This is a genomic window from Reinekea marina (assembly GCF_030409715.1).
Taxonomy (GTDB): Bacteria; Pseudomonadota; Gammaproteobacteria; order Pseudomonadales; family Natronospirillaceae; genus Reinekea; species Reinekea marina.
Genome location: NZ_JAUFQI010000001.1, coordinates 2,655,584 through 2,676,124, shown reverse-complemented (window position 1 = coordinate 2,676,124; position 20,541 = coordinate 2,655,584). Strand labels below are relative to the sequence as shown.

At 45.2% G+C, this 20,541-nt stretch carries 26 protein-coding genes; 21 read left to right on the top strand and 5 right to left on the bottom strand.

The window, feature by feature from the left end:
- The first annotated feature begins 18 nt into the window (after positions 1-18).
- From prpF to ppnP, 5 genes are all read left to right on the top strand, one after another.
- On the top strand, positions 19-1,197 hold the full coding sequence (gene prpF, locus QWZ13_RS14590) for a 2-methylaconitate cis-trans isomerase PrpF (protein ID WP_290282430.1): 1,179 nt from the start codon (positions 19-21) through the stop codon (positions 1,195-1,197).
- Complete coding sequence (locus QWZ13_RS14585) at positions 1,122-1,295, top strand: hypothetical protein (RefSeq protein ID WP_290282429.1); 174 nt, start codon at positions 1,122-1,124, stop codon at positions 1,293-1,295. Before prpF ends, QWZ13_RS14585 begins: the two co-directional genes overlap by 76 nt.
- Positions 1,296-1,362: 67 nt before the next feature.
- Positions 1,363-1,974, top strand: coding sequence for a carbonic anhydrase (locus tag QWZ13_RS14580; protein ID WP_290282428.1), 612 nt, complete (start codon positions 1,363-1,365; stop codon positions 1,972-1,974).
- 17 nt (positions 1,975-1,991) lie between these two features.
- Positions 1,992-3,821 carry an ABC transporter ATP-binding protein gene (locus QWZ13_RS14575; protein ID WP_290282427.1) on the top strand — a complete coding sequence of 610 codons (1,830 nt, stop codon included), beginning with the start codon at positions 1,992-1,994 and terminating at the stop codon, positions 3,819-3,821.
- Positions 3,822-3,889: 68 nt separating this feature from the next.
- Entirely contained in the window at positions 3,890-4,171 is a 282-nt protein-coding gene (gene ppnP, locus QWZ13_RS14570) for a pyrimidine/purine nucleoside phosphorylase (protein WP_290282426.1), read from the top strand.
- A 64-nt stretch (positions 4,172-4,235) separates the two neighbouring features.
- Here the strand turns inward: ppnP and QWZ13_RS14565 are convergent, their stop codons facing one another.
- The gene (locus tag QWZ13_RS14565; protein WP_290282425.1) at positions 4,236-5,144 is read right to left on the bottom strand and encodes a DUF808 domain-containing protein; all 909 of its coding nucleotides are present in this window, start codon (positions 5,142-5,144) and stop codon (positions 4,236-4,238) included.
- A 10-nt stretch (positions 5,145-5,154) separates the two neighbouring features.
- Positions 5,155-5,913, bottom strand: a complete 759-nt coding sequence (locus QWZ13_RS14560; RefSeq protein WP_290282424.1) for an alpha/beta fold hydrolase — start codon at positions 5,911-5,913, stop codon at positions 5,155-5,157.
- 60 nt (positions 5,914-5,973) lie between these two features.
- Between QWZ13_RS14560 and QWZ13_RS14555 the strand changes: the two genes are divergently transcribed.
- Entirely contained in the window at positions 5,974-6,237 is a 264-nt protein-coding gene (locus QWZ13_RS14555; protein ID WP_290282423.1) for a YkgJ family cysteine cluster protein, read from the top strand.
- On the opposite strand, the gene QWZ13_RS14550 is transcribed toward QWZ13_RS14555, so the two are convergent.
- Positions 6,230-7,066, bottom strand: a complete 837-nt coding sequence (locus tag QWZ13_RS14550) for an HDOD domain-containing protein (protein ID WP_216001484.1) — start codon at positions 7,064-7,066, stop codon at positions 6,230-6,232. The two genes, QWZ13_RS14555 and QWZ13_RS14550, sit on opposite strands and share 8 nt — an antisense overlap.
- Positions 7,067-7,093: 27 nt before the next feature.
- Complete coding sequence (gene ygfZ, locus QWZ13_RS14545; RefSeq protein ID WP_290282422.1) at positions 7,094-7,948, bottom strand: CAF17-like 4Fe-4S cluster assembly/insertion protein YgfZ; 855 nt, start codon at positions 7,946-7,948, stop codon at positions 7,094-7,096.
- A gap of 19 nt (positions 7,949-7,967) precedes the next feature.
- Between ygfZ and QWZ13_RS14540 the strand changes: the two genes are divergently transcribed.
- Together QWZ13_RS14540 and QWZ13_RS14535 are read left to right on the top strand one after the other, a co-directional pair.
- Complete coding sequence (locus tag QWZ13_RS14540; RefSeq protein ID WP_290282421.1) at positions 7,968-8,234, top strand: FAD assembly factor SdhE; 267 nt, start codon at positions 7,968-7,970, stop codon at positions 8,232-8,234.
- Complete coding sequence (locus QWZ13_RS14535) at positions 8,218-8,643, top strand: protein YgfX (RefSeq protein ID WP_290282420.1); 426 nt, start codon at positions 8,218-8,220, stop codon at positions 8,641-8,643. Before QWZ13_RS14540 ends, QWZ13_RS14535 begins: the two co-directional genes overlap by 17 nt.
- On the opposite strand, the gene nadB is transcribed toward QWZ13_RS14535, so the two are convergent.
- A complete protein-coding gene (gene nadB / locus QWZ13_RS14530) occupies positions 8,615-10,216 on the bottom strand; it encodes an L-aspartate oxidase (protein ID WP_290282419.1) in 1,602 nt (533 codons plus the stop codon). The genes QWZ13_RS14535 and nadB overlap by 29 nt on opposite strands.
- Positions 10,217-10,233: 17 nt before the next feature.
- On the opposite strand from nadB, the gene QWZ13_RS14525 reads away from it, so the two are divergent.
- The 13 genes from QWZ13_RS14525 (at position 10,234) to acpS (ending at position 20,532) form a co-directional block, all read left to right on the top strand.
- The gene (locus tag QWZ13_RS14525; protein WP_290282418.1) at positions 10,234-10,404 is read left to right on the top strand and encodes a hypothetical protein; all 171 of its coding nucleotides are present in this window, start codon (positions 10,234-10,236) and stop codon (positions 10,402-10,404) included.
- Positions 10,382-10,987, top strand: coding sequence for a sigma-70 family RNA polymerase sigma factor (locus QWZ13_RS14520; protein WP_290282417.1), 606 nt, complete (start codon positions 10,382-10,384; stop codon positions 10,985-10,987). The genes QWZ13_RS14525 and QWZ13_RS14520 overlap by 23 nt, the downstream gene beginning before the upstream one ends.
- 12 nt (positions 10,988-10,999) lie before the next feature.
- Positions 11,000-11,500, top strand: coding sequence for a sigma-E factor negative regulatory protein (locus tag QWZ13_RS14515; protein WP_290282415.1), 501 nt, complete (start codon positions 11,000-11,002; stop codon positions 11,498-11,500).
- Positions 11,493-12,440, top strand: coding sequence for a MucB/RseB C-terminal domain-containing protein (locus QWZ13_RS14510; protein ID WP_290282414.1), 948 nt, complete (start codon positions 11,493-11,495; stop codon positions 12,438-12,440). The genes QWZ13_RS14515 and QWZ13_RS14510 overlap by 8 nt, the downstream gene beginning before the upstream one ends.
- Positions 12,441-12,445: 5 nt before the next feature.
- On the top strand, positions 12,446-12,919 hold the full coding sequence (locus tag QWZ13_RS14505) for a SoxR reducing system RseC family protein (RefSeq protein ID WP_216001491.1): 474 nt from the start codon (positions 12,446-12,448) through the stop codon (positions 12,917-12,919).
- A gap of 97 nt (positions 12,920-13,016) precedes the next feature.
- Positions 13,017-14,384: a DegQ family serine endoprotease gene (locus tag QWZ13_RS14500; RefSeq protein WP_290282413.1), complete on the top strand. Its 1,368-nt coding sequence runs from the start codon at positions 13,017-13,019 to the stop codon at positions 14,382-14,384.
- A gap of 104 nt (positions 14,385-14,488) precedes the next feature.
- On the top strand, positions 14,489-16,291 hold the full coding sequence (lepA, locus tag QWZ13_RS14495; protein ID WP_216001493.1) for a translation elongation factor 4: 1,803 nt from the start codon (positions 14,489-14,491) through the stop codon (positions 16,289-16,291).
- A 94-nt stretch (positions 16,292-16,385) separates the two neighbouring features.
- Entirely contained in the window at positions 16,386-17,489 is a 1,104-nt protein-coding gene (gene lepB, locus QWZ13_RS14490) for a signal peptidase I (RefSeq protein WP_290282412.1), read from the top strand.
- A gap of 20 nt (positions 17,490-17,509) precedes the next feature.
- Positions 17,510-17,875: a DUF4845 domain-containing protein gene (locus QWZ13_RS14485; RefSeq protein WP_290282411.1), complete on the top strand. Its 366-nt coding sequence runs from the start codon at positions 17,510-17,512 to the stop codon at positions 17,873-17,875.
- 2 nt (positions 17,876-17,877) lie between these two features.
- Positions 17,878-18,564: a ribonuclease III gene (rnc, locus tag QWZ13_RS14480; protein WP_290282410.1), complete on the top strand. Its 687-nt coding sequence runs from the start codon at positions 17,878-17,880 to the stop codon at positions 18,562-18,564.
- Positions 18,561-19,469 carry a GTPase Era gene (gene era / locus QWZ13_RS14475; RefSeq protein WP_216001496.1) on the top strand — a complete coding sequence of 303 codons (909 nt, stop codon included), beginning with the start codon at positions 18,561-18,563 and terminating at the stop codon, positions 19,467-19,469. The genes rnc and era overlap by 4 nt, the downstream gene beginning before the upstream one ends.
- Before the next feature lie 8 nt (positions 19,470-19,477).
- On the top strand, positions 19,478-20,164 hold the full coding sequence (locus tag QWZ13_RS14470; RefSeq protein WP_290282409.1) for a DNA repair protein RecO C-terminal domain-containing protein: 687 nt from the start codon (positions 19,478-19,480) through the stop codon (positions 20,162-20,164).
- Entirely contained in the window at positions 20,161-20,532 is a 372-nt protein-coding gene (acpS, locus tag QWZ13_RS14465) for a holo-ACP synthase (protein ID WP_290282408.1), read from the top strand. The genes QWZ13_RS14470 and acpS overlap by 4 nt, the downstream gene beginning before the upstream one ends.
- Positions 20,533-20,541: the final 9 nt, after the last annotated feature.

The following is a 20,541-nucleotide window of genomic DNA, read 5'->3' as shown; positions in this document are numbered from 1 at the left end:
TTAAAAAAGGAAACAGTTATGAAGCACACGCCTCAAATGACGGTACCGGCGACTTATATGCGCGGCGGTACCAGTAAAGGTGTTTTCTTTAGCCTTGATGATTTGCCGCTAAATGCTCAACAGGCCGGTGCGGCACGAGATGCACTACTTATGCGAGTCATCGGTAGCCCCGACCCTTACGGAAAGCACACCGATGGTTTAGGCGCTGCCACGTCAAGCACCAGTAAAGCGGTCATCGTGTCCAAAAGTAGCCAAGCAAACCACGATGTTGATTATTTATTTGGTCAGGTAGCGATTGATAAACCTTTTATTGATTGGAGCGGAAACTGCGGCAACCTAACGGCCGCGGTAGGAGCATTCGCTATCCACAAAGGCTTGGTTGATGCCGATCGAATTCCTGAAAATGGTTTAGCGGCAGTGAGAATTTGGCAGGCTAACATTCAAAAAACCATCGTTGTGAACGTGCCAATGTGCGATGGCCAGGTTCAAGAAACGGGTGATTTTCTATTAGATGGTGTTACCTTTCCTGCCGCTGAAATTGTGGTGGAATTTATAGACCCAGCCGATGGCGAAGGGTCAATGTTTCCAACGGGCAATGTCATCGACCAATTGGAAGTACCTGAAGCAATTGTTGCAAGTGGCGTGTTAAATGCCACCTTCATAAACGCAGGCATTCCAACCATCTTCCTCAATGCCGCTGAGCTTGGCTACACAGGAACCGAATTACAGGAAGCCATTAATGGTGATGAAAAATCCCTTAGTCGGTTCGAGACAATACGTGCTTTGGGCGCCGTAAAAATGGGATTGATCGCCAGTATTGAAGAAGCGGCTGAACGGCAACATACGCCAAAGGTCGCTTTTGTTGCACCGCCTCAAAGTTATAAAAGCTCCAGTGGCGCCCCCGTAAACGACTACGATATTCAGCTTAATGTGCGAGCATTGTCTATGGGTAAATTGCACCACGCTATGATGGGTACCGCCGCGGTAGCCATTGGGGCTGCGGCCGCAATTCCTGGCACCACAGTCAGCAATGCCGCCGGCGGTGCACAGGCTTCGGTAAACTTTGGACACCCATCGGGTACGTTAAAAGTTGGTGCCGAAGCAAAAGAAGTGAATGGCCAGTGGCAAGTCACAAAAGCCACCATGAGCCGAAGTGCGCGCATTATCATGAGTGGTCAAGTGCACGTGCCGGCTTAATAGATAGTTACATTAGGTTGCAGATCAGGCTGGCGTCCATATGCGAGCCTGTAACTGCGTATGTGATCGTTTTTTCCAAAAATTCACTATTGCTCTGACCATTCTAGTCTTGCGGTGTTCGCATATTGCGATATCTTAGAGAAAATGAATTAAGTTGGAGTTACTATGATCACGGCGGCTGAAGCCTTAGAGCGTTTGAAAGTAGGAAATGAACGATTCGTTGCTGGAAACAGCCAGCATGAAGAAATGTCTTCAGAGAAGCGTAGGCAGCTTGTGGTTGCTGAGCAAAAACCTTTTGCGGTTATTTTAGGGTGTTCTGATTCGCGCGTTCCAGCGGAAATCGTTTTTGACCAAGGCTTAGGTGATTTGTTTGTGATTCGTGTCGCGGGCAACATTGTTGCGCCTTCTCAGGTAGGGTCAATTGAGTTTGCGGTAGAGCAGTTTGGTACACCTTTAGTAGTGGTGTTAGGGCACAGTAATTGCGGTGCGATAAAGTCGACTATCGACGTCATACGCGGAAATGTTGATTCTTCATCACACAATCTCAATTCCATCGTTTCCCGTATTCGTCCTGTTATTGAGACGCTTTGTGAATCGAATATCAGCGAAGATGAAGAAGAATTGAAAAAATATTCCATTCGCGCCAATGTTAGAGCCTCTGTAGGTCACATTCGATATTCATCGCCTATTTTAGAGAAATTGGTACAGCAAGAAAGAGTAACCGTGGTCGGGGCAGAGTATTCGCTTGAAACTGGGGTTGTTAACTTTATCGATTAAAATTTTTAAGGGGTTCCATGCTCTCTTTTTTCGAACGGATTTTAAATCCGTTCCCTTCTCAACAGCCCGAACAGCCACCATCAACACTGATTCAGTTTTGTTTGCACTACACCCGCGGAATGTGGTGGCCTATTCTGTTTGTTTCTTTACTGACGTCGCTCGTAGCCATTGCTGAAGCGTCTATGTTTGGCATGATCGGTGTCGTGATCGATTGGCTTAGCACCAGTAATCCAGAAACGTTTTTAATCGATTATCAATTCGAACTCGTAGCTATCAGTATTTTACTGTTAGTCGTCATTCCGGGTGTCGTCTTGTTGCATTCTATGTTGGTGCATCAAACGCTGCTTGGAAACTACCCAATGGCCATTCGATGGCAAGCGCACCGGTATTTGATTAAGCAAAGCTTATCGTTTTATCAGAACGATTTCGCAGGTCGAGTAGCCACAAAGCTTATGCAAACCTCGCTGTCGGTACGTGAGTCCGTCATGAAGCTGTTGGATGTATTGGTTTATGTGGTTATTTATTTTATTACCATGGTTTTTTTAGTGGGTAATGCTGAAAAGATTTTGGTGATTCCAATGCTGGTATGGTTGGTAGGCTATATAACCATTCAGCGCTATTACGTGCCAAAGTTAAGAAATGTCGCTGCGGAGCAAGCCGATGCTCGATCACTGATGACAGGCCGTATCGTAGACAGCTATACCAATATTCAAACAGTTAAGTTGTTCGCTCATACCGAACGCGAAGCCGATTACTCCAAAGAAGGTATGGATGGTTTTTTAAAAACAGTTCATAAACAAATGCGTTTAGTGACGGGTTTAAACTTGTGCATTGAATGGCTGAATTACACCTTGGTGTTTTCAATTGGCGCATTGTCGGTGTATTTGTGGTTGCAAGGCAGTATAACAGTTGGCGCTATAGCCGTTGCGTTGGCTTTAGCGCTGCGCTTAAACGGCATGAGCCATTGGATCATGTGGGAAGTAACGGCATTGTTTGAAAACATTGGTACCGTCATTGATGGCATATCTACATTAAGCAAGCCTATTGCAATTGAAGATAAACCAAATGCTCCAGCGTTAAATGTACATCAAGGTGCCATTGAATTTGATCAAGTAGGGTTCCACTATGGCAAAGGTGCTGGGGTTATTGATTCGTTCAATTTGCAGATTAAACCTGGTGAAAAAGTGGGTCTGGTTGGCCGCTCTGGTGCGGGTAAATCTACGTTGGTTAATTTGTTGCTGCGGTTTTATGATGTTGAAACTGGCGCAATACGAATTGATGGCCAAGAAATATCGTCTGTGCAACAAGAATCTCTACGGGCGCAAATAGGTATGGTGACTCAGGATACTATGCTGCTGCATCGCTCGGTGCGAGAAAACATCTTATACGGCAAACCCGACGCAACCGAAGATGAGCTATTAGCCGCATGTAAAAAAGCCGAGGCACTCGATTTTATTGCCGATCTGACCGACCCAAATGGGTTAAAAGGATTCGACGCACAAGTGGGTGAGCGCGGGATAAAACTTTCCGGAGGTCAGCGCCAGCGTATCGCCATAGCAAGAGCTTTGTTGAAAGACGCCCCCATTTTAGTGTTAGATGAGGCAACGTCAGCACTCGATTCTGAAGTAGAAGCGGCCATCCAAGAAAACCTCTATAAACTTATGGAAGGTAAGTCTGTTATTGCTATCGCGCACAGGTTATCGACAATTGCCGCGATGGATCGATTAGTCGTGATGGATCAAGGCCGTATAGTAGAGCAAGGTACGCATCAAGAACTCATTGCACAAGGCGGAATTTATAACGCATTGTGGCAACATCAGACTGGTGGCTTTTTAGGCGAGGAATAACCTCAACTCTGCGCTTCTGAGCTGAGGCTTAAAAAGCACAATAAACACTATTATTAGGATTAAATTAAATGATTAAACATAATGAGTACTTTGCCGGAGCGGTTCAATCTTTAACGCTGGATGATCACGATAAGCCAGCCACAGTCGGTGTTATGTCGGTAGGCCGCTATGAGTTTGGTACTGAAGCCGCTGAGCTAATGAAGGTCATTGAAGGTGAGTTAATTGTGAAATTGCCAGGGACTGAAGATTGGATCACTTATTTAAGCGGCACCCAGTTTCATGTACCCGCTAACAGTAAGTTTCAATTGCAAGTGCCAGTAAGTACGGCTTACTTGTGCGTTTATGGTTAATAGTTAAAAAGTATTAGGCAGCTGAACATTTGTTTCGCCGCCTTTTAATTTGTACTAGAAAAGGCTATGCGCTAAGGCGCGCTTTAACTTTCTCAAATACTGTATACAGACCTACCAATAAAAACCCTGCGATCAAACCGGTAATTCCGTTAAGCAGTGTTAACAAGAATCCGAACTCAACGGCCCAAGTTTCAAATAAGTGATAAAGCGCGGGAATACCATGTGCAATAATACCTCCGCCCACTAAAAACATTGCGATGGTGCCAGCGATGGATAAAAACTTCATCATTTTAGGCGCCAAACTTAACAATAAAGCACCAATTGATTGAGTAAACGCGGAAGCCTCAGGCTTTTGAGTTAAATACAAACCTAAATCATCTACTTTGACCAAGCCCGCAACTAATCCATAAACACCCACCGTCATAACGGTTGCGATGGTAGCCAACACAAAAAATTGAGTGGTGAGGTTTACCGTAGCTACGGTGCCTAAGGTAATGGCAATAATCTCGGCCGACAAAATAAAATCAGTTCTAATGGCGCCTTTTACTTTTTCACGTTCAAAGGAAACCATATTCACGTTGGGGTCTGCAACGGCTTGTAATTTGGCTTTGTGTTGATGATCGGCTTCTTCTTTAGAGTGCAAAAATTTGTGCAGTATTTTTTCAGCGCCTTCGAAGCACAGATAAGCTCCACCTAGCATCAATAACGGCGTGATCGCCCAAGGTAAGAAAACGCTGATAATTAAGGCCAATGGCACCAGTATCAACTTATTGAAAAAAGAGCCCTTTGCAACAGCCCAGACGACGGGTATCTCTCTATTGGCTTTAACGCCAGTCACTTGCTGTGCATTTAAAGCTAAATCATCGCCTAATACACCAGCGGTTTTTTTAGCGGCAACCTTGGTCATCACGGCAACATCGTCAAGTAAGGTTGCTATATCATCTATCAGGGTCAGTAGGCTAGTTCCGGCCATCGTTGTGTCCTTATTTTAAAAACGTTTCTATGATTTTTTGAAAAGCCGTTGGCTTTTCTGCATGAGGCCAGTGGCCAGCGCCTTCGATCAATTTAGCTTGCGCATTTGGGAATAATCGATTTATTTCTGGTTGGTCTTCTTTGGTGATGTATTGGCTGTTCATACCCTTTATAAAAAGTGTCGGGAGAGTGAACGGTTGCGATGCCGTAGGCGCTTTAGCAATTTCTTCGTATTTAGATTCCAACACCGAATAATTAAAACGCCAGGTTAACACGCCGTCCTTTTTATACAGGCTTTTTAACAGAAACTGGCGAATGCCTGGGTCTTCTACATAAGGTCGTAGTTCGGATTCAACTGCCTGGCGATTGTTATGTTGAGTTAAATCTAGTGTGTTCAGCGCCTTAAAAATACTTTGGTGGTGCGGCGGGTAAAACTTGGGGGCAATATCAACAACGATCAATTTCTTGATACGAGAACTGTGTTCGTTCAACGCCATTTGCATGGCCACTTTACCGCCCATTGAATGACCGAGCAATAGGTAGCTGTCAATGCCTTGAGACTCAATCCACTCTTCTATTATAGAGGCAATAGCCGGGTATGAAGGGTCATCTGTCCAGCCAGATCGACCATGGTTTGGTAAGTCAATTAAATGAATGCGGTAGTGCTCGCTCAAAGATCGTGCGATACTTTTCCAGTTATCACCGGCACCAAAAAGACCGTGTAAAAAGATTAAATCGGGTCCACTGCCGAGTGTTTCTGTTTTTAGCATGCTGTTTCCTTCTCATCGTTGTGAAGCAGTTTATCGATTCTCCCGTTATAGGCAAGTTCAATGGAATGTAGATTAGGGTGCGGTGCCTGTTGCATTGCCCCCAGCATTAATGAACCTTTTTATGGTATGCCCAGTGGAAAGCCCGCCGGAGTGGTCTGTGTCCATTTAGATCAAAAATTTAATTGCAAAATTTTTGATCGACCCGAGCGGCCAACGGTGTGCGCTAATTTTAAGGCCGAAGCGGCTATTTGTGGAGTAAATAGAGAGCAGGCGCTCTCTATTCTTAATAATCTGGAAGTGATTACGACGATCAACGTTACATAAGTGCAGCGCGTGACGCCTTCACCTTTTCTTCTAGTTCATTGTAAATCACGTGCTCTTTATCGGCAGGAAGATGAAATTGGTCGAAGAGTTTAATATCTTTCCATTCTTTTAAACCCCACCCCGCATGGATTTCACGGTTGTGGATTAAGTTCGCTAAGGTGATCAGGCCAACAAAGTCGGGCTCATCTGAAACACGATCCGTTTTTCGGTACAGTTTTGGAATTTGCGAGATATCTTCAGAAAACTCCCATTTTTTTAAAATAGCTTCGCCTAGTGGGCCATGCAAGCGATCAATGATTTTGCCCAACGTGATGTTGTCTTGAATAATGTCATCCCGTTCTTCGGCATAGGCTAAAATTGGCAGTGCGCCCAGTCGATGGACTAACCCCGCAAGCATGGCTTCATCGGGTGGTAAGATCTTGGTGTGGGTCGCTAATACCGAAGCCCAAGTGGAAATTGTACCGGTGAGCTGCCATAAGGCACGCATGCGTTTTTCGATCATTTCACTGGTGGCTTGAAACATTTGTTCCATGGCTAAACCAATGGCTAAATTTGACGTGTAGTTCATGCCTAAGCGACTCACCGCCATAGGAAGGTTTTTCACTTCTTGAGGCGCACGCAGTAAAGGGCTGTTCACGACCCGAATGATGCGGGCCGTAAGAGCTGAATCTTGGATGATGATATCGGTTAAATCATTGATCGTAGTGTCTTCTAACTCTGCGATATCTCTGACCTTTAAGGCTATTTCTGGAAGGCTAGGTAGTGTTAACTGGTCATTATTTAGCGCATCTATAATATCTTGCGTGACCGTTTCTACAATGTTGCTCATCTGTTTTCTATGCCCGTTCGAAGCTATTTAAAATGAGTGTAGCAGTTCTACTGAAACCTGCTCGTTTTCTGTGACAAAAATTGGCGACTCTGCGGCTTCTGTTTTCATAACAACCAAAGCAAAACTAAAAGGTATTGCATCGATATGTTGGATGACATCGCCTACGGCCTTACCTTCTTGGTTAATTAAGCTTTTGCTTGCAAAGCCTATCGTTGATTTTACCGCAAAGAGTCTTTTTTTACTGCTGCCTTTGTAGTGCAATCGTGCAACCACTTCTTGTCCGGTATAGCAGCCCTTGCTAAATGACACGGCGTTTAGGCTGTCTAAATTAACGTTTTGCGGAATCCATTGTTCAGATTGAGAGTCACTCAACCAAAGCACACCGTTTTCTATTTCAGCGATCTGCCAAGGCGTCGCTGATGAATCCTCTGGAAGTTGAGAATGAAGCTCGATAGACATGTGCTCGTTAAGCATAAACCCAGGTTTTTCACCTAAACCTAAGTGCCCACTGGCTTGCAACTCATCAGAGGGAGACACCGTCATGGTTGTGCCACGGAAAAACGGGACGTATTTCTTGAGATGTTTATAAAGCACTTCAGCGATGCTTTCATGGCACACTAACTCAAAAGCCTCGTTATTATTTCCGACTTTGTATAGCCAAACGTTCGCAACCACTCGGCCTTTTGGTGTGCAAAATGCGCCAGGAAGCGCACCAAAGTCTGGGATCTTCGATAAATCTTGGGTGCATTGGCCTTGTAAAAAAGTGAATGCATCGTGACCTTGTACAGACAATGATGCTAAATGTTTTAACGGATGTTGAGTTATTTTGTTCATAAGGCTCGGTTTGACTCTAGAAAATGGTAAACTATCGACAATATTCAATGGTGTAGAGTAATCGAAAGTGGATCAAAAGGAAAAAGAAGAGCAAGAAATTCGACGTCTTTGGTGGCACAGTCGGCGAGGCATGCTAGAACTCGATGGTTTGCTAGTCCCATTTACCGAAAATAAGTTTCGCAGCCTAAATGAGGCCGATAAGTTCTTATATCGCCGGTTAATCGATAGTGAAGATCAAGATTTGTTCGATTGGTTTATGCAGAAATCTAAAAGTGAAGATGCCGAGCTGCAACGTATGGTCGAGATAATTTTAGACTATGCCCGCAACGGTTAACGTATCTTTAACTAAAAGCCGCTGGCCAATGGGCGTGCATTGTATTGGCTGGTTGCTTTTTTCAATAGTGTTGGCTCAATATATCGGCCTACTTGCCTTCGTAGTTTGGTTTATGGCTTTTGCCAGTTATGGGTTTTTTAGACCCATGCCAATTTCTCGTTTATCATGGCAAATGGGTAAATTGACGTTTGGCTTTGAACACGACGAAAGTGAATGGCAATGGACTGGGCGTGGTCGGCGATCTTCGCAATTTATACTTTGGCACCTTAAAAGCGAACAAGGCAAAGAGCGTTTAGTCGTCTGGAAAGACCAGGTCAGTGACAGCAGCTGGCGCGCCTTAAACATGGCGTTTACGGTTTGGCAATCTCAAGCATTACAAGCTAACGCTCTGTTGAAGACAACACCGTAATTTCAGCATTGTCATTCGTTTGTGGGTGGCTGCGAGTATAATGCAGACCGCGGCTTTCCTTGCGAGATAAAGCCGACTCAATGATCAACTCGGCCACCACCACTAAGTTACGTAATTCCAATAAATCCGCATTCACTCGATAATTTGAGTAGTAATCCATTATTTCTTGCTTTAGCAGTTTTACTCGGCGCTGCGCTCGTTCTAAGCGTTTATCGGTTCGCACAATACCTACGTAATCCCACATGAATCGTCGCAGTTCGTCCCAGTTATGAGTAATCACAACGAGCTCATCGGAATCACTGACGCGAGATTCATCCCACAATGGCAACTGTTCGGCGTTGAACGGTTTTAAGCTCGAACTCACTATGTGTTCAGCGGCCGCTCGTGCATAAACGATGCACTCAAGTAATGAGTTAGAAGCTAAACGGTTAGCGCCGTGTAAACCCGTATAGGCAGATTCGCCCGCGGCATAAAGCCCGACTAAATCAGTTGATCCGTGTTCATTAGTGCGAATACCGCCACAGGTATAGTGTGCCGCAGGTACAATTGGTAATGGCTCTTTGGTCATGTCATAACCGTATTCAAGGCACCGTTTGTAGATGGTGGGGAAGTGCGACTTAATAAAACTGGCTGGTTTATGAGAAATGTCTAAAAATAAATTGTCGGCACCCAAGCGTTTCATTTCATGGTCGATGGCTCGAGCAACAATGTCTCGTGGTGCTAATTCGGCACGTTCATCAAACTTATGCATAAATCGTTGGCCGTTAGGCAACCTAAGCAAGCCACCTTCACCGCGAACCGCTTCAGACACTAAAAACGATTTAGCTTTAGGGTGATACAAACAAGTAGGGTGGAATTGATTAAACTCCATATTAACGACTTGGCAGCCCGCGCGCCAAGCCATCGCAATGCCATCGCCGGTAGCTCCATCGGGGTTCGATGTAAACAAATAAGCCTTACTGGCGCCGCCCGTGGCTAACAAAGTGAAACTAGCGCCAATGGTGATGGTTTCATCTTTTGTTGTGTCGAGTACATACGCGCCCACGCAGCGGTTCGGTTCGTTGGTAACGCCAAGCTTTTCTAAGGTAATTAGATCTATAGCGACGTGATTCTCGAGCACGAGAATATTCGGGGCTTGGTTGACACGATCAATCAAGGTAGTAGATATCGCCATGCCGGTCGCATCAGCCGCGTGGATAATTCGCCGTTGGCTATGGCCGCCTTCACGGGTTAAATGAAATTGTGCGTCAGAGCCATCGGCCATGGTAAAAGGCACACCTTGATCGACCAGCCAATGAATCGCACAGGCCGAGCGTTCAATGGTATATCGCACTGCTTTTGGGTCGCACAGGCCGGCACCGGCATTTAAGGTATCTTCTACATGTTGATCTACAGAATCTACTTCGTCGAGCACGCCAGCAACACCGCCTTGCGCCCAGGCTGTAGAGCCGCCACCCAATTCGCCTTTACTGAGTACCAATATATTCATATGGCTGGGCAGGCTTAAGGCCATGGTTAAACCGGCGGCACCAGAGCCTACAATTAAAACATCAGTAGCAAGACGAGCGGACATAATTCTATACTCAAGACATGAATCGGCGAAGATTGTACGGAGTTTGCAAGGTCAGTGCATCTCAGAAATTGCATTTATCTCTTCGAACTGAGGTAATTTCAACCCTGAAGGAACTTTTCGCAGTGATCATCGTCTATGAAGTATTCGTAAATTGGAGCAGACGGAATGGCAGAAGCCACCGATGTTGATTTAATCCTAGTTAAAAAAGCGCAAGCCGGTGATAAGCGGGCGTTTGATTTGCTGGTGTTGAAATATCAACACAAACTCGCCACGGTTGTTATACAACTCGTTTCTGAGCGCGATATTGTTGAGGATATTGTCCAAGAAAGCTTTGTGAAAGCTTATCGAGCTTTGTCTGGGTTTCGTGGAGACAGTGCTTTTTTTACTTGGCTGCATAGAATTGCCACGAATACGGCGAAGAATCACCTTGAATCGGCTGCTCGGAAGCCGAGTTATCGAGCGCAAGACTTAGATGCCATGATGGTGATAGAAACACCGGAGCCTTTAAAAAGTGAAGAGTCTCCCGATAATCTACTCGCTCGAGGGCAATTAGAATCTGAGTTGAATCAATTATTAAATACATTACCGGAAGAATTGCGAGTTGCGATTACGCTGCGAGAGTTTGAAGGAAAGAGCTATGAAGATATCTCGCACATTATGGGCACGCCCATTGGTACGGTGCGCTCAAGAATCTTTAGGGCAAGAGAGTTTATAGAAACTAACATGCAGTCGGTTATGGCCGGTCGTAACCGTTTACACGCGCAAAGTTGAGGTCGTTGTTAAATGACAAAAGTACATGAGAGTTTTTCAGCCTTCTTAGATGGCGAAGCCAGTGAATTAGACGTCCAGCGCATGTTAAATGCGATGGAAGAAGACCCCAGTGTCATCGAGAAATGGCATCAGGTTTCTTGTGCTCAAGCTGTTTTGCAAGGTGATGAAATCAGTCAGGCGGGGCTAAACTCAGAGGCCAGCGCTGCCGAGCCCAAACCCGAGGTTCAAAAAATAAGCTGGATGCCGAAAATATCGGTGGCCGCATTGTTTGCCGTGGCCATTAGCAGCGGCTATTGGGTGATGCAAACGCCTTCTCTGAACGATGATATACCACGAATCAGCGTAAACAGCACAGAACCAACCGACGCAGCCATATCGGCGTCACAATTCCAGGCGCAGCAGAGGCTGGAATACTTTTTAAAACAGCATATTGAACAGGCATCTTTTTCGACCGGTCATGGGGTTATTCCCAGTGAACTTATATGGACAGAGGTGAAAACTGCCGATGAATAAGCGAGTAGTCAGCGCAATGTTCCTGTTGATTGTGGTGTGCAGCCCGTTGCATGCCATGGAATGGATGTGGTTAGAGAAAATGCGCCTCTCGGTTCAGCAACTCAATTACCGAGGCGAGTTTATGCATCGGCGAGGAGACGATACGCAGGTGTTTAGCATTGTGCATCGCTTTACCGACGGAACGGCAACTGAATTGTTGCGGCAGCTGGATGGCCATATGATTGAGGTGTTACGCCAAGGTGAGAAGCTTACCTGCTATTTTCCTGAAGGCACAGAAAGTGCAGCTGAGCATCCTGTCCCCGCAGCACCGTTTAGTCAGCTCAGTGAGATGGGATTGGAGCAAATTAGCCTAGCCTATACCGCTAGCGAGGTGGGTGAGGATCGTGTGGCGGGATATATGGCAAATATTATCAAGCTAACTTCCGATCAGTGGCGTTACGAGTATCGATTTTGGTTAGAAAAAGAAACGCACATGCTTTTGCAGTCTGAAATCATCGACAGCCATGGTAAAGTTTTAGAGCAATTTAGGTTTACGCGCTTAGAGTTGAATGTCGCTTTATCGAACCAAGAGTTGCGGCCTAAAATTGAACAGCCAGCTCTAGTGCAATCGAGCCAGGTCAATCATCAGTCGAACCAAGTCAAGAGCGACAAAGTTACGCTAACTTGGGTGCCCAGCGGCTTCTTAGTGAACCACTCTCAAACAATGGCCAGCGCCAATGGCTGGACTGAAAAAATCAGTTACAGCGATGGGTTAACGAGTTTCTCTGTCTTTGTTGATAGCCAAGGCTTGGCCAGTTCACAATCAACCATGGCAAAAATGGGTGCGACCACTGCAATTATGGTCAGTCGTGATAAACTGGGGGTCACTGTCGTTGGTGAAATACCTGAACAAACAGCGATGAAACTCGCACAAAGTGTGACCCTAATTAAGGATTTTTAACCCGCATGATGATTGAAGAACAGGGCTCTGTGGTTGCCGTTAAGCCCAATGAAGTTATCGTTGAGGTACTGCGTACAAGCGCCTGTCAAAGCTGTAAGGCTAAACAGGGATGCGGACAAGCTGTTTTGAGCGAATGGGGCGATGAAACCAAGCAGCAGGCTAAGAATCATTTCAGTATTCCAACTGAGCAATCGTTGCAGGTGGGAGATACTGTCACCTTAGGTATGCACCCAGATGTTGTCTCTCACGTTGCGATGATCGTCTATATCGCACCTCTAATGGTGGGCTTTGTTTTGATGTTTTTGGCCACTAAGTTAAATCTAAATGAGGCCATTCAATTGATTGGGTTCGTTGGCGGTATCCTTGCCAGCTACGTGTTTTTGCAGCGTATGTCGTTTATAAAAACGCCGCGACTTACCCCAGAGATTGTGCGAGTGTATGGTAAGCGTCAGCCTAATGTGATTGCTTCGTCAAATTAGCACAAACCTTGTAAAACAGACGTAAAGCGACTTCTAACCTCCTGTAGAGCCCTTACTCTAAGCGCTAACTAAGTGCTGTATCACAGGAGTAGGCATTATGGCCAAGCGGCTTATACTACTGATCAATCTACAATTTATTTCAGCGTCGATGACATACGCCTTGTCATCCGGCTTGCCCGATTTTACTCAGCTGGTTGAAGACCAATCACCTTCGGTGGTGAAAATAAGTACCCAGTCAACTCGTAAAGCGGTTGCCCAAGGGCGCGAAGATGTTCCTGAACTGTTCAGGTACTTCTTTGGTGATCAACTGCCCGATGATTTCAACTACAACCAACCTCAGCCGAGCCAAGGGTTAGGGTCTGGTTTTATCTACAGCGAAGATGGTTATATTTTAACGAATAATCACGTGGTTGAGGGGGCCGATAAAATTACCGTACGCTTAACCAATGGCGATGAATATGAAGCTGAGCTTATTGGTGCAGACTCAGCCAGCGATGTGGCCGTTTTAAAGGTTGAGGGCGACGATCTTCCGGCCGTCACTTTAGGCGACAGTGATGCGTTAAAAGTAGGTGAGTGGGTACTCGCTATCGGTTCACCCTTTAATTTTGAGTACAGCGTAACAGCGGGAATAGTGAGCGCCAAAGGCCGTGCATTAGGCGGCAACGATCGCTATGTGCCCTTTATTCAAACGGATGTGGCTATTAACCCGGGTAACTCTGGTGGTCCGCTGTTTAATTTAGACGGCGACGTAGTGGGTATCAACTCACAAATCTACACTCGCTCGGGCGGATTTATGGGGGTTTCATTCGCGATCCCAATTAATATTGCCATGAGTGTTGCCGAACAGTTAGTAGAAACTGGGGAAGTACAGCGCGGTTGGTTAGGTGTAGAAATGTATGCCGCCTTTAACGATGATTTGGAATTGGCTAAATCACTCGGGCTTGAACGGGCAGAAGGCGCATTAGTTGCCCGAGTTTTCAATAACAGTCCCGCCGATAAAGCAGGTTTGCAGGCCAACGACGTCATTATTGAGCTAAACGGCAATACGGTGCAGCGATACAGTGATTTACCGCCGCTGGTGGGTGCCATTAAGCCAGGTGAAACGGTTGAGGCTACTATTTTGCGCGATGGTAAAGAGCGTAAAGTAAGCGTGACAATCGGGGTGTTGAATGAAAGCAGTTTGGCCTCATCGTCAGCGGTCAACCCTGAAGCCGATAATCCATTAAACATTGTTGTGAGAGACGCGGGTGGCAAAAATGGGGTCTTGGTTGAGCAAGTGCTGGAGGGCCCTGCGAAACGCGCGGGAATGCGAGCCAATGACATCATTACCATGATGCGTAATGAGTTTGTTCGTACCAAAGATGATTTCGATCGAATTATGTCAGAACTGCCCGCTAATGGGGCCGTTGCGGTGCGAATTATCCGAGGCAACAGTATCGTCTATCTGGCAATTCCCATTAAGTAACCTCAAAATATGGTTTTGCCCGCACTTCGTGGGCAAAACCATAGAGTTCAGGGGCTAAATAGTATAAACTCCACGCCCCATTTTTCAGCCAAGTGAAGACATTTGTGAGCAGCGATTTATCTCATATCCGCAACTTTTCCATTATTGCCCATATCGACCACGGCAAGTCGACTTTGGCTGACCGTTTTATTCAATTCTGCGGTGGTCTAGAAGACCGTGAAATGGCCGCGCAAGTACTCGATTCAATGGATATTGAGCGAGAGCGCGGTATTACAATTAAGGCCCAAAGTGTCACGCTGGACTATAAAGCGAAAGACGGTAAAACCTACCAATTAAACTTCATTGATACCCCCGGCCATGTTGATTTTTCGTACGAAGTATCGCGTTCTTTGTCGGCTTGTGAAGGCGCATTGTTGGTGGTAGATGCCGCTCAAGGCGTAGAAGCGCAATCGGTCGCAAACTGCTATACGGCTATTGAGCAGGGGCTAGAAGTAGTGCCTATCCTGAATAAAATGGATTTACCCCAAGCAGAGCCTGAGCGAGTAGCGGCTGAAATTGAAGAAATTATTGGTATTGAAGCACATGGTGCGGTTCAAGCATCTGCGAAAAGTGGCATTGGTATTGAAGAAACCCTTGAAGAGATTGTTCGTGCCGTTCCGCCTCCGGAGGGTGATTTAGAAGCCGATTTACAGGCCTTAATTATTGATTCATGGTTCGATAACTATCTAGGCGTTGTCTCCTTAGTGCGTGTTAAGAATGGCGTGCTGAAAAAGGGCGATAAAATCAGTGTTAAAAGCACGGGTCGAACCCACGTTGTTGATCGCCTAGGCTTTTTCACACCTAAAATGAACGAACTAAAAGAGATAAAAGCCGGTGAAGTGGGCTTTATCTGTGCCTCTATTAAAGAAATTCAAGGCGCTCCAGTAGGGGATACAATAACCCATGCTTCAACGCCAGATGTCGCTCAGTTACCCGGATTCAAAAAGGTTAAACCTCAGGTTTATGCCGGCTTATTCCCCGTCAGCTCTGACGATTACGAAGCGTTTCGTGAAGCACTCGGAAAATTAAGCTTAAACGATGCCTCGCTGTTTTATGAGCCAGAAAGCTCAGACGCATTGGGTTTTGGTTTCCGTTGTGGCTTCTTGGGCATGCTGCACATGGAGATCATCCAAGAGCGTTTAGAGCGAGAATATGACCTCGATTTAATCACCACAGCGCCAACCGTGGTGTATGAAATTTTAAAATCCGATGGCGAAGTGATCTATGTAGATAACCCTTCAAAATTGCCCGCGGTTAATAACATTGAAGAGTTCCGTGAACCTATCGTTAAAGCGAATATTTTGGTGCCACAGGAGCACGTCGGTAACGTTATTACATTGTGTGTTGAAAAGCGTGGCGTACAAACCGATATGCAGTTTTTGGGCGGACAAGTGTCGCTAACCTACGATATTCCTATGGCTGAAGTGGTTTTAGATTTCTTTGATCGATTAAAATCGGTCAGTCGTGGATTTGCGTCGCTCGATTTCAGCTTTGATCGTTTTGAAGCCGCACGCCTTACGCGCTTAGACGTTTTAGTGAATGGCGAGAGAGTGGATGCATTGGCTATTATTATGCATGCTGACTCTATTCAGCGCCGCGGCCGTTCACTGTGTGAAAAAATGAAAGAGCTGATCCCTCGTCAAATGTTTGATGTGGCTATTCAAGCCGCCCATGGCTCTAATGTTGTTGCGCGTACCACTGTAAAGGCATTGCGTAAAAATGTTACCGCAAAATGCTATGGTGGTGACGTTTCGCGTAAGAAGAAGCTGCTTCAAAAGCAAAAAGAAGGCAAAAAGCGAATGAAACAGGTGGGATCTGTATCGATTCCACAAGAAGCGTTTTTAGCCGTGTTGAAAGTAGATAACTAAACGTAAATATCGTGTCGGAATGACCCTCGGCTCTTTTCAGAGTGCTCTAATTAGCCCCTAATGGAGCCGAGTGACTAATATCAAGGGAAATTAAATGAGCTTGTATGCGCTGTCTTTGGCGATTTTAGTGTTTGCATTAGCGCAAACCGGACTAGTCTTTTGGAGTTACCGAAATCGCCTTCAAAGCATTGAATCGGGTCAATCGCTCAGTGTCGAGCAATTAGAGACCGTATTTAAATCGACCTGGTTGGAAAGAATTTTAGGTTACGCACTGATTGCAGTATTGGGTTACCTGATATTGCAAACCATAAAGCAGGGTTTTGATTTCGCGGTATTGATGCTCGGGGCAACGGTATTTTCGGGTGTGGTTTGGGGAGTTGATAAGATTCTGACCAAAAAAGCACGCGATCGCTTGCTGGCCAAAGCCGAAGAGACCATTCCGAATTTTGATGATCAGGTTGATCGCAGTGCCTTAGAGCCAGGTTTAATCGAAAACAGCAAAGCCTTTTTTCCAATTTTAGTGTTTGTGTTTGTATTGCGTAGTTTTTTGGTTGAGCCTTTCCAAATCCCGTCGGGTTCTATGCGACCTACACTCGAAATTAAAGATTTTATATTAGTGAATCGCTTCGCATACGGTATTCGTGTGCCTATCAGTAATAAGGTGTTAATTCCGGTCGATCAGCCCGAACGCGGTGAAGTGATTGTATTTAAGCCACCTCATGAGCCGGATAAAAACTTCATTAAACGTGTCATTGCAGTACCGGGTGATCGTGTTCAATACGATTACGCCACCAAACAATTGCGCGTCAATGGGGTGTTGATAGAAAAAACGCTAGAAGAGCGTGTTGATGTAAACGGTGAGCGATTTAATTTGTATACCGAGCATTTATTTGATCAGGACCACTCCATTTATACCAATCAATCGCCTGCCAGCCGCCGACGTGATGAATGGCTGCCAATTCAAGGTGTTGTAGTGCCAGAAGGCAAATATTTTGTGATGGGTGATAACAGAGATAACAGTCACGATGCTCGCTATTGGGAAGGAACGCGCCGTTTATACGAAGGTGATGCCAGCAATAAAGGCAATAATGCTTGGGGCTTTGTTGACGAAGACGCCATTTTAGGTAAGGCTTTCGTGGTATGGATGCACTGGAAGGGCTTTTATCCTAGCTTTTCTCGTACAGGCGCCATTCAATAATTTAATTAGGAGCTAAAACCATGGCTGGATTAAGCAAACAACAAGGGTTAAGCCTGTATGGTGTGGCCTTTCTACTATTTTTGGTTATCTTTTTCGGGCTTTTGTTCGTTAAATTGAGTGGCCATTATTACGATCACATGACCTTAGATAAAATGATTTCGACCAGCTTGAGTGACTTTAGCGCAGGCCGATTTGATGAATCTCAGTTTAAAGATAGACTTCAAAAGAACATGCAAATTAACAATATTCGACTAGATTTAAAGAAGGATCTAAAAATTAATAAGCGTTCTCAGCCTATCGTCATTGAATTAAATTACGAAAAACGCGTACACCTGATGGGTAATGTCGACGCCGTTTTGTCCTTTTCAGAAACATATGAGTTATAGCTTTGGCTGATAAATACTTTCGATTAACGAAATCCATTCAATACCAATTTACAAATCAAAGCCTGCTAGAGCAGGCTTTGTCGCATAGAAGCTTTTCGCGAACCAACAATGAACGCTTAGAATTTTTAGGCGATGCGATCTTAAATTGCACCATTGCACAAGCGCTTTACGAGCAATTTCCAAAAGCCAAAGAAGGCCAGATGTCGCGCTTGCGTGCGCATTTAGTTAAGGGTGAAACCTTGGCTGAAATTGGCCGTGAATTTGCGCTTGGCGATTTTTTAAAACTGGGCAGTGGTGAGCTGAAAAGTGGCGGATTTCGTCGTGACAGTATTTTAGCCGATGCAGTAGAGGCTATCATTGGTGCGATAAGCATAGATGCCGATTTAGCGACTTCTCAAAAGGTTTTACTGAGTTGGTTTGAAGGGCGTTTAGCGAACTTAGATTTAAAAGAAAACATTAAAGATTCTAAAACACGGTTACAAGAATATTTACAAGCTCGTCGCCTGGCTTTGCCTGTGTATGAAGTTGTGAATATTACCGGTGAAGCACACCAACAAGAGTTTACCGTTCATTGCACCATTGAAGGCCAATCAGAAGTCGTCGAAGGGGTAGGCAACAGCCGCAGAATTGCCGAGCAAGAAGCGGCCCGACACGCATTAACCTTGTTAGGTGAGGTAGAAAAATCATGACAGAAAACCAGACACTCGATACTCATTGCGGCTATGTCGCCATTGTTGGTCGTCCAAATGTCGGTAAGTCGACGTTGATGAACCATATTTTAGGCCAAAAGATATCGATTACCTCGCGTAAGCCGCAAACCACAAGGCATCAAATTGTCGGTATTTATACCGAAGATAAAACTCAGGTAATCTTCGTGGATACCCCAGGGATGCACCGAGGCCAAGAAAAAGCCATAAACAAAGTTATGAACCGCGCTGCGGATTCTGCGCTAGCCGATGTTGATGCCATTTTGATGGTGGTCGATAGAACCGTTTGGGCCGATGAAGATCAATGGGTGCTCGATAAACTTAAGCATGTAAAAGCACCCGTTTATTTAGTGATTAACAAGGTGGATCACCTTGAAAATAAAGAAACACTGCTTCCGCATATAGATAAAGTATCTGAAAAATTCGACTTTAAAGAAGTGCTGCCTATTTCGGCATTGCGCGGTCATAACTTAGATCGTTTAATGGAGCTGATAACCGCTCAGATGCCGAGAAGTTTGTATTACTTCCCCGAAGATCAAATTACAGACCGCAGTCAGCGGTTTATGGCTTCTGAAATTATCCGTGAAAAGCTAATGCGTCAGTTAGGGGCCGAATTACCGTATTCAACGGCCGTAGAAATTGAACAATTTACCTTTGAAGACCGAGTATTGCATATACATGGGCTTATTTTAGTCGAGCGTTCGGGTCAAAAGCGCATTGTGATTGGCGATAAAGGCGCTCGACTCAAACAAGTTGGCCAAGAAGCGCGAATCGACATGGAATCCTTATTTGAAACCAAGGTTATGCTGAACCTTTGGGTGAAGGTAAAAGGTGGCTGGGCCGATGATGAGCGCGCGCTAAAAAGCTTGGGCTATTTCGACGAGTAATCCAAATTATGGCTGTGCGTGCTTCGGTTATTCAAGGTTTTCTAGTGCATGCGCAAGCCATAGAAGAGCATAACTTTATGTGCGCCTTACTGAGCCCAACTCTTGGGCTCATTCGCTGTAAGTTTCATCGTCAGCATCCTGAATTTTTTCGCCAATTTGAAATAAAACTCAAAGAAACCAATCAATTTTATTCGTGTCATGATTTTCGCTACACGCAAACGCTACTCATTGATTCATCACCCGCACGGTTGTATGGCTTATATTTGAATGAACTGGTGTATCGGTTGGTACCCACGCAAGTGGACATAGATAATTTTTTTGGCACCTATATCAGCACGCTGATTCAATTGCAGGCCGATAACCACCGCCTAGCCAATTTACGTTTTTTTGAAAAGCAGTTGTTGGTGCATATCGGCTTGGGCATTGATTATTTGATGAGTGTTAATGGTGTTGCCATTCATGCGCAACATCGTTACCACTTTGAAGCCGGGCAAGGCTTCTGTGAACAGGCTACTGGCGCATTCAAAGGTGAGGCCATTCTTGCCAACGCACGAAGCGATTATGAAGTAAAAGGCGCATTAGCAACGGCGCGAGAATGCCAGCACCAACAATTATTGATGGCGCTCGATAATGAGCCTATTTTAAGTCGAGAGTGGTTAAAAACATTACCCGTTCAAAGCGAGGCTAACAAATGATTGGGCTAGGCACCGATATTGTGCAAATAGAGCGCATAGAAAAGGTTTACCAAAAGCAAGGTGAGCGTTTTTTAAAGCGATTGCTTACTGAAAAGGAACGTGAAGTCTTTGATGCTCGAAAGCAATCTATGGCATTTTTAGCAAACCGGTACGCTGCAAAAGAGGCGATTGCGAAAGCGTTAGGCACCGGCATCGCTAAAGGAGTAAACTTTAACGATCTCGAAATACTGCCTAATGAATTCGGAGCCCCCATCGTTACATTGTACGGTTATGCGCTAGCATTGTTTAAAGAAAAGGGCGGTCAGCAAGTTTCAATCAGCTTATCAGATGAGAAAGATTACGCGGTCGCGTTTGTCGTTCTCAATTAGTGGCCTCAC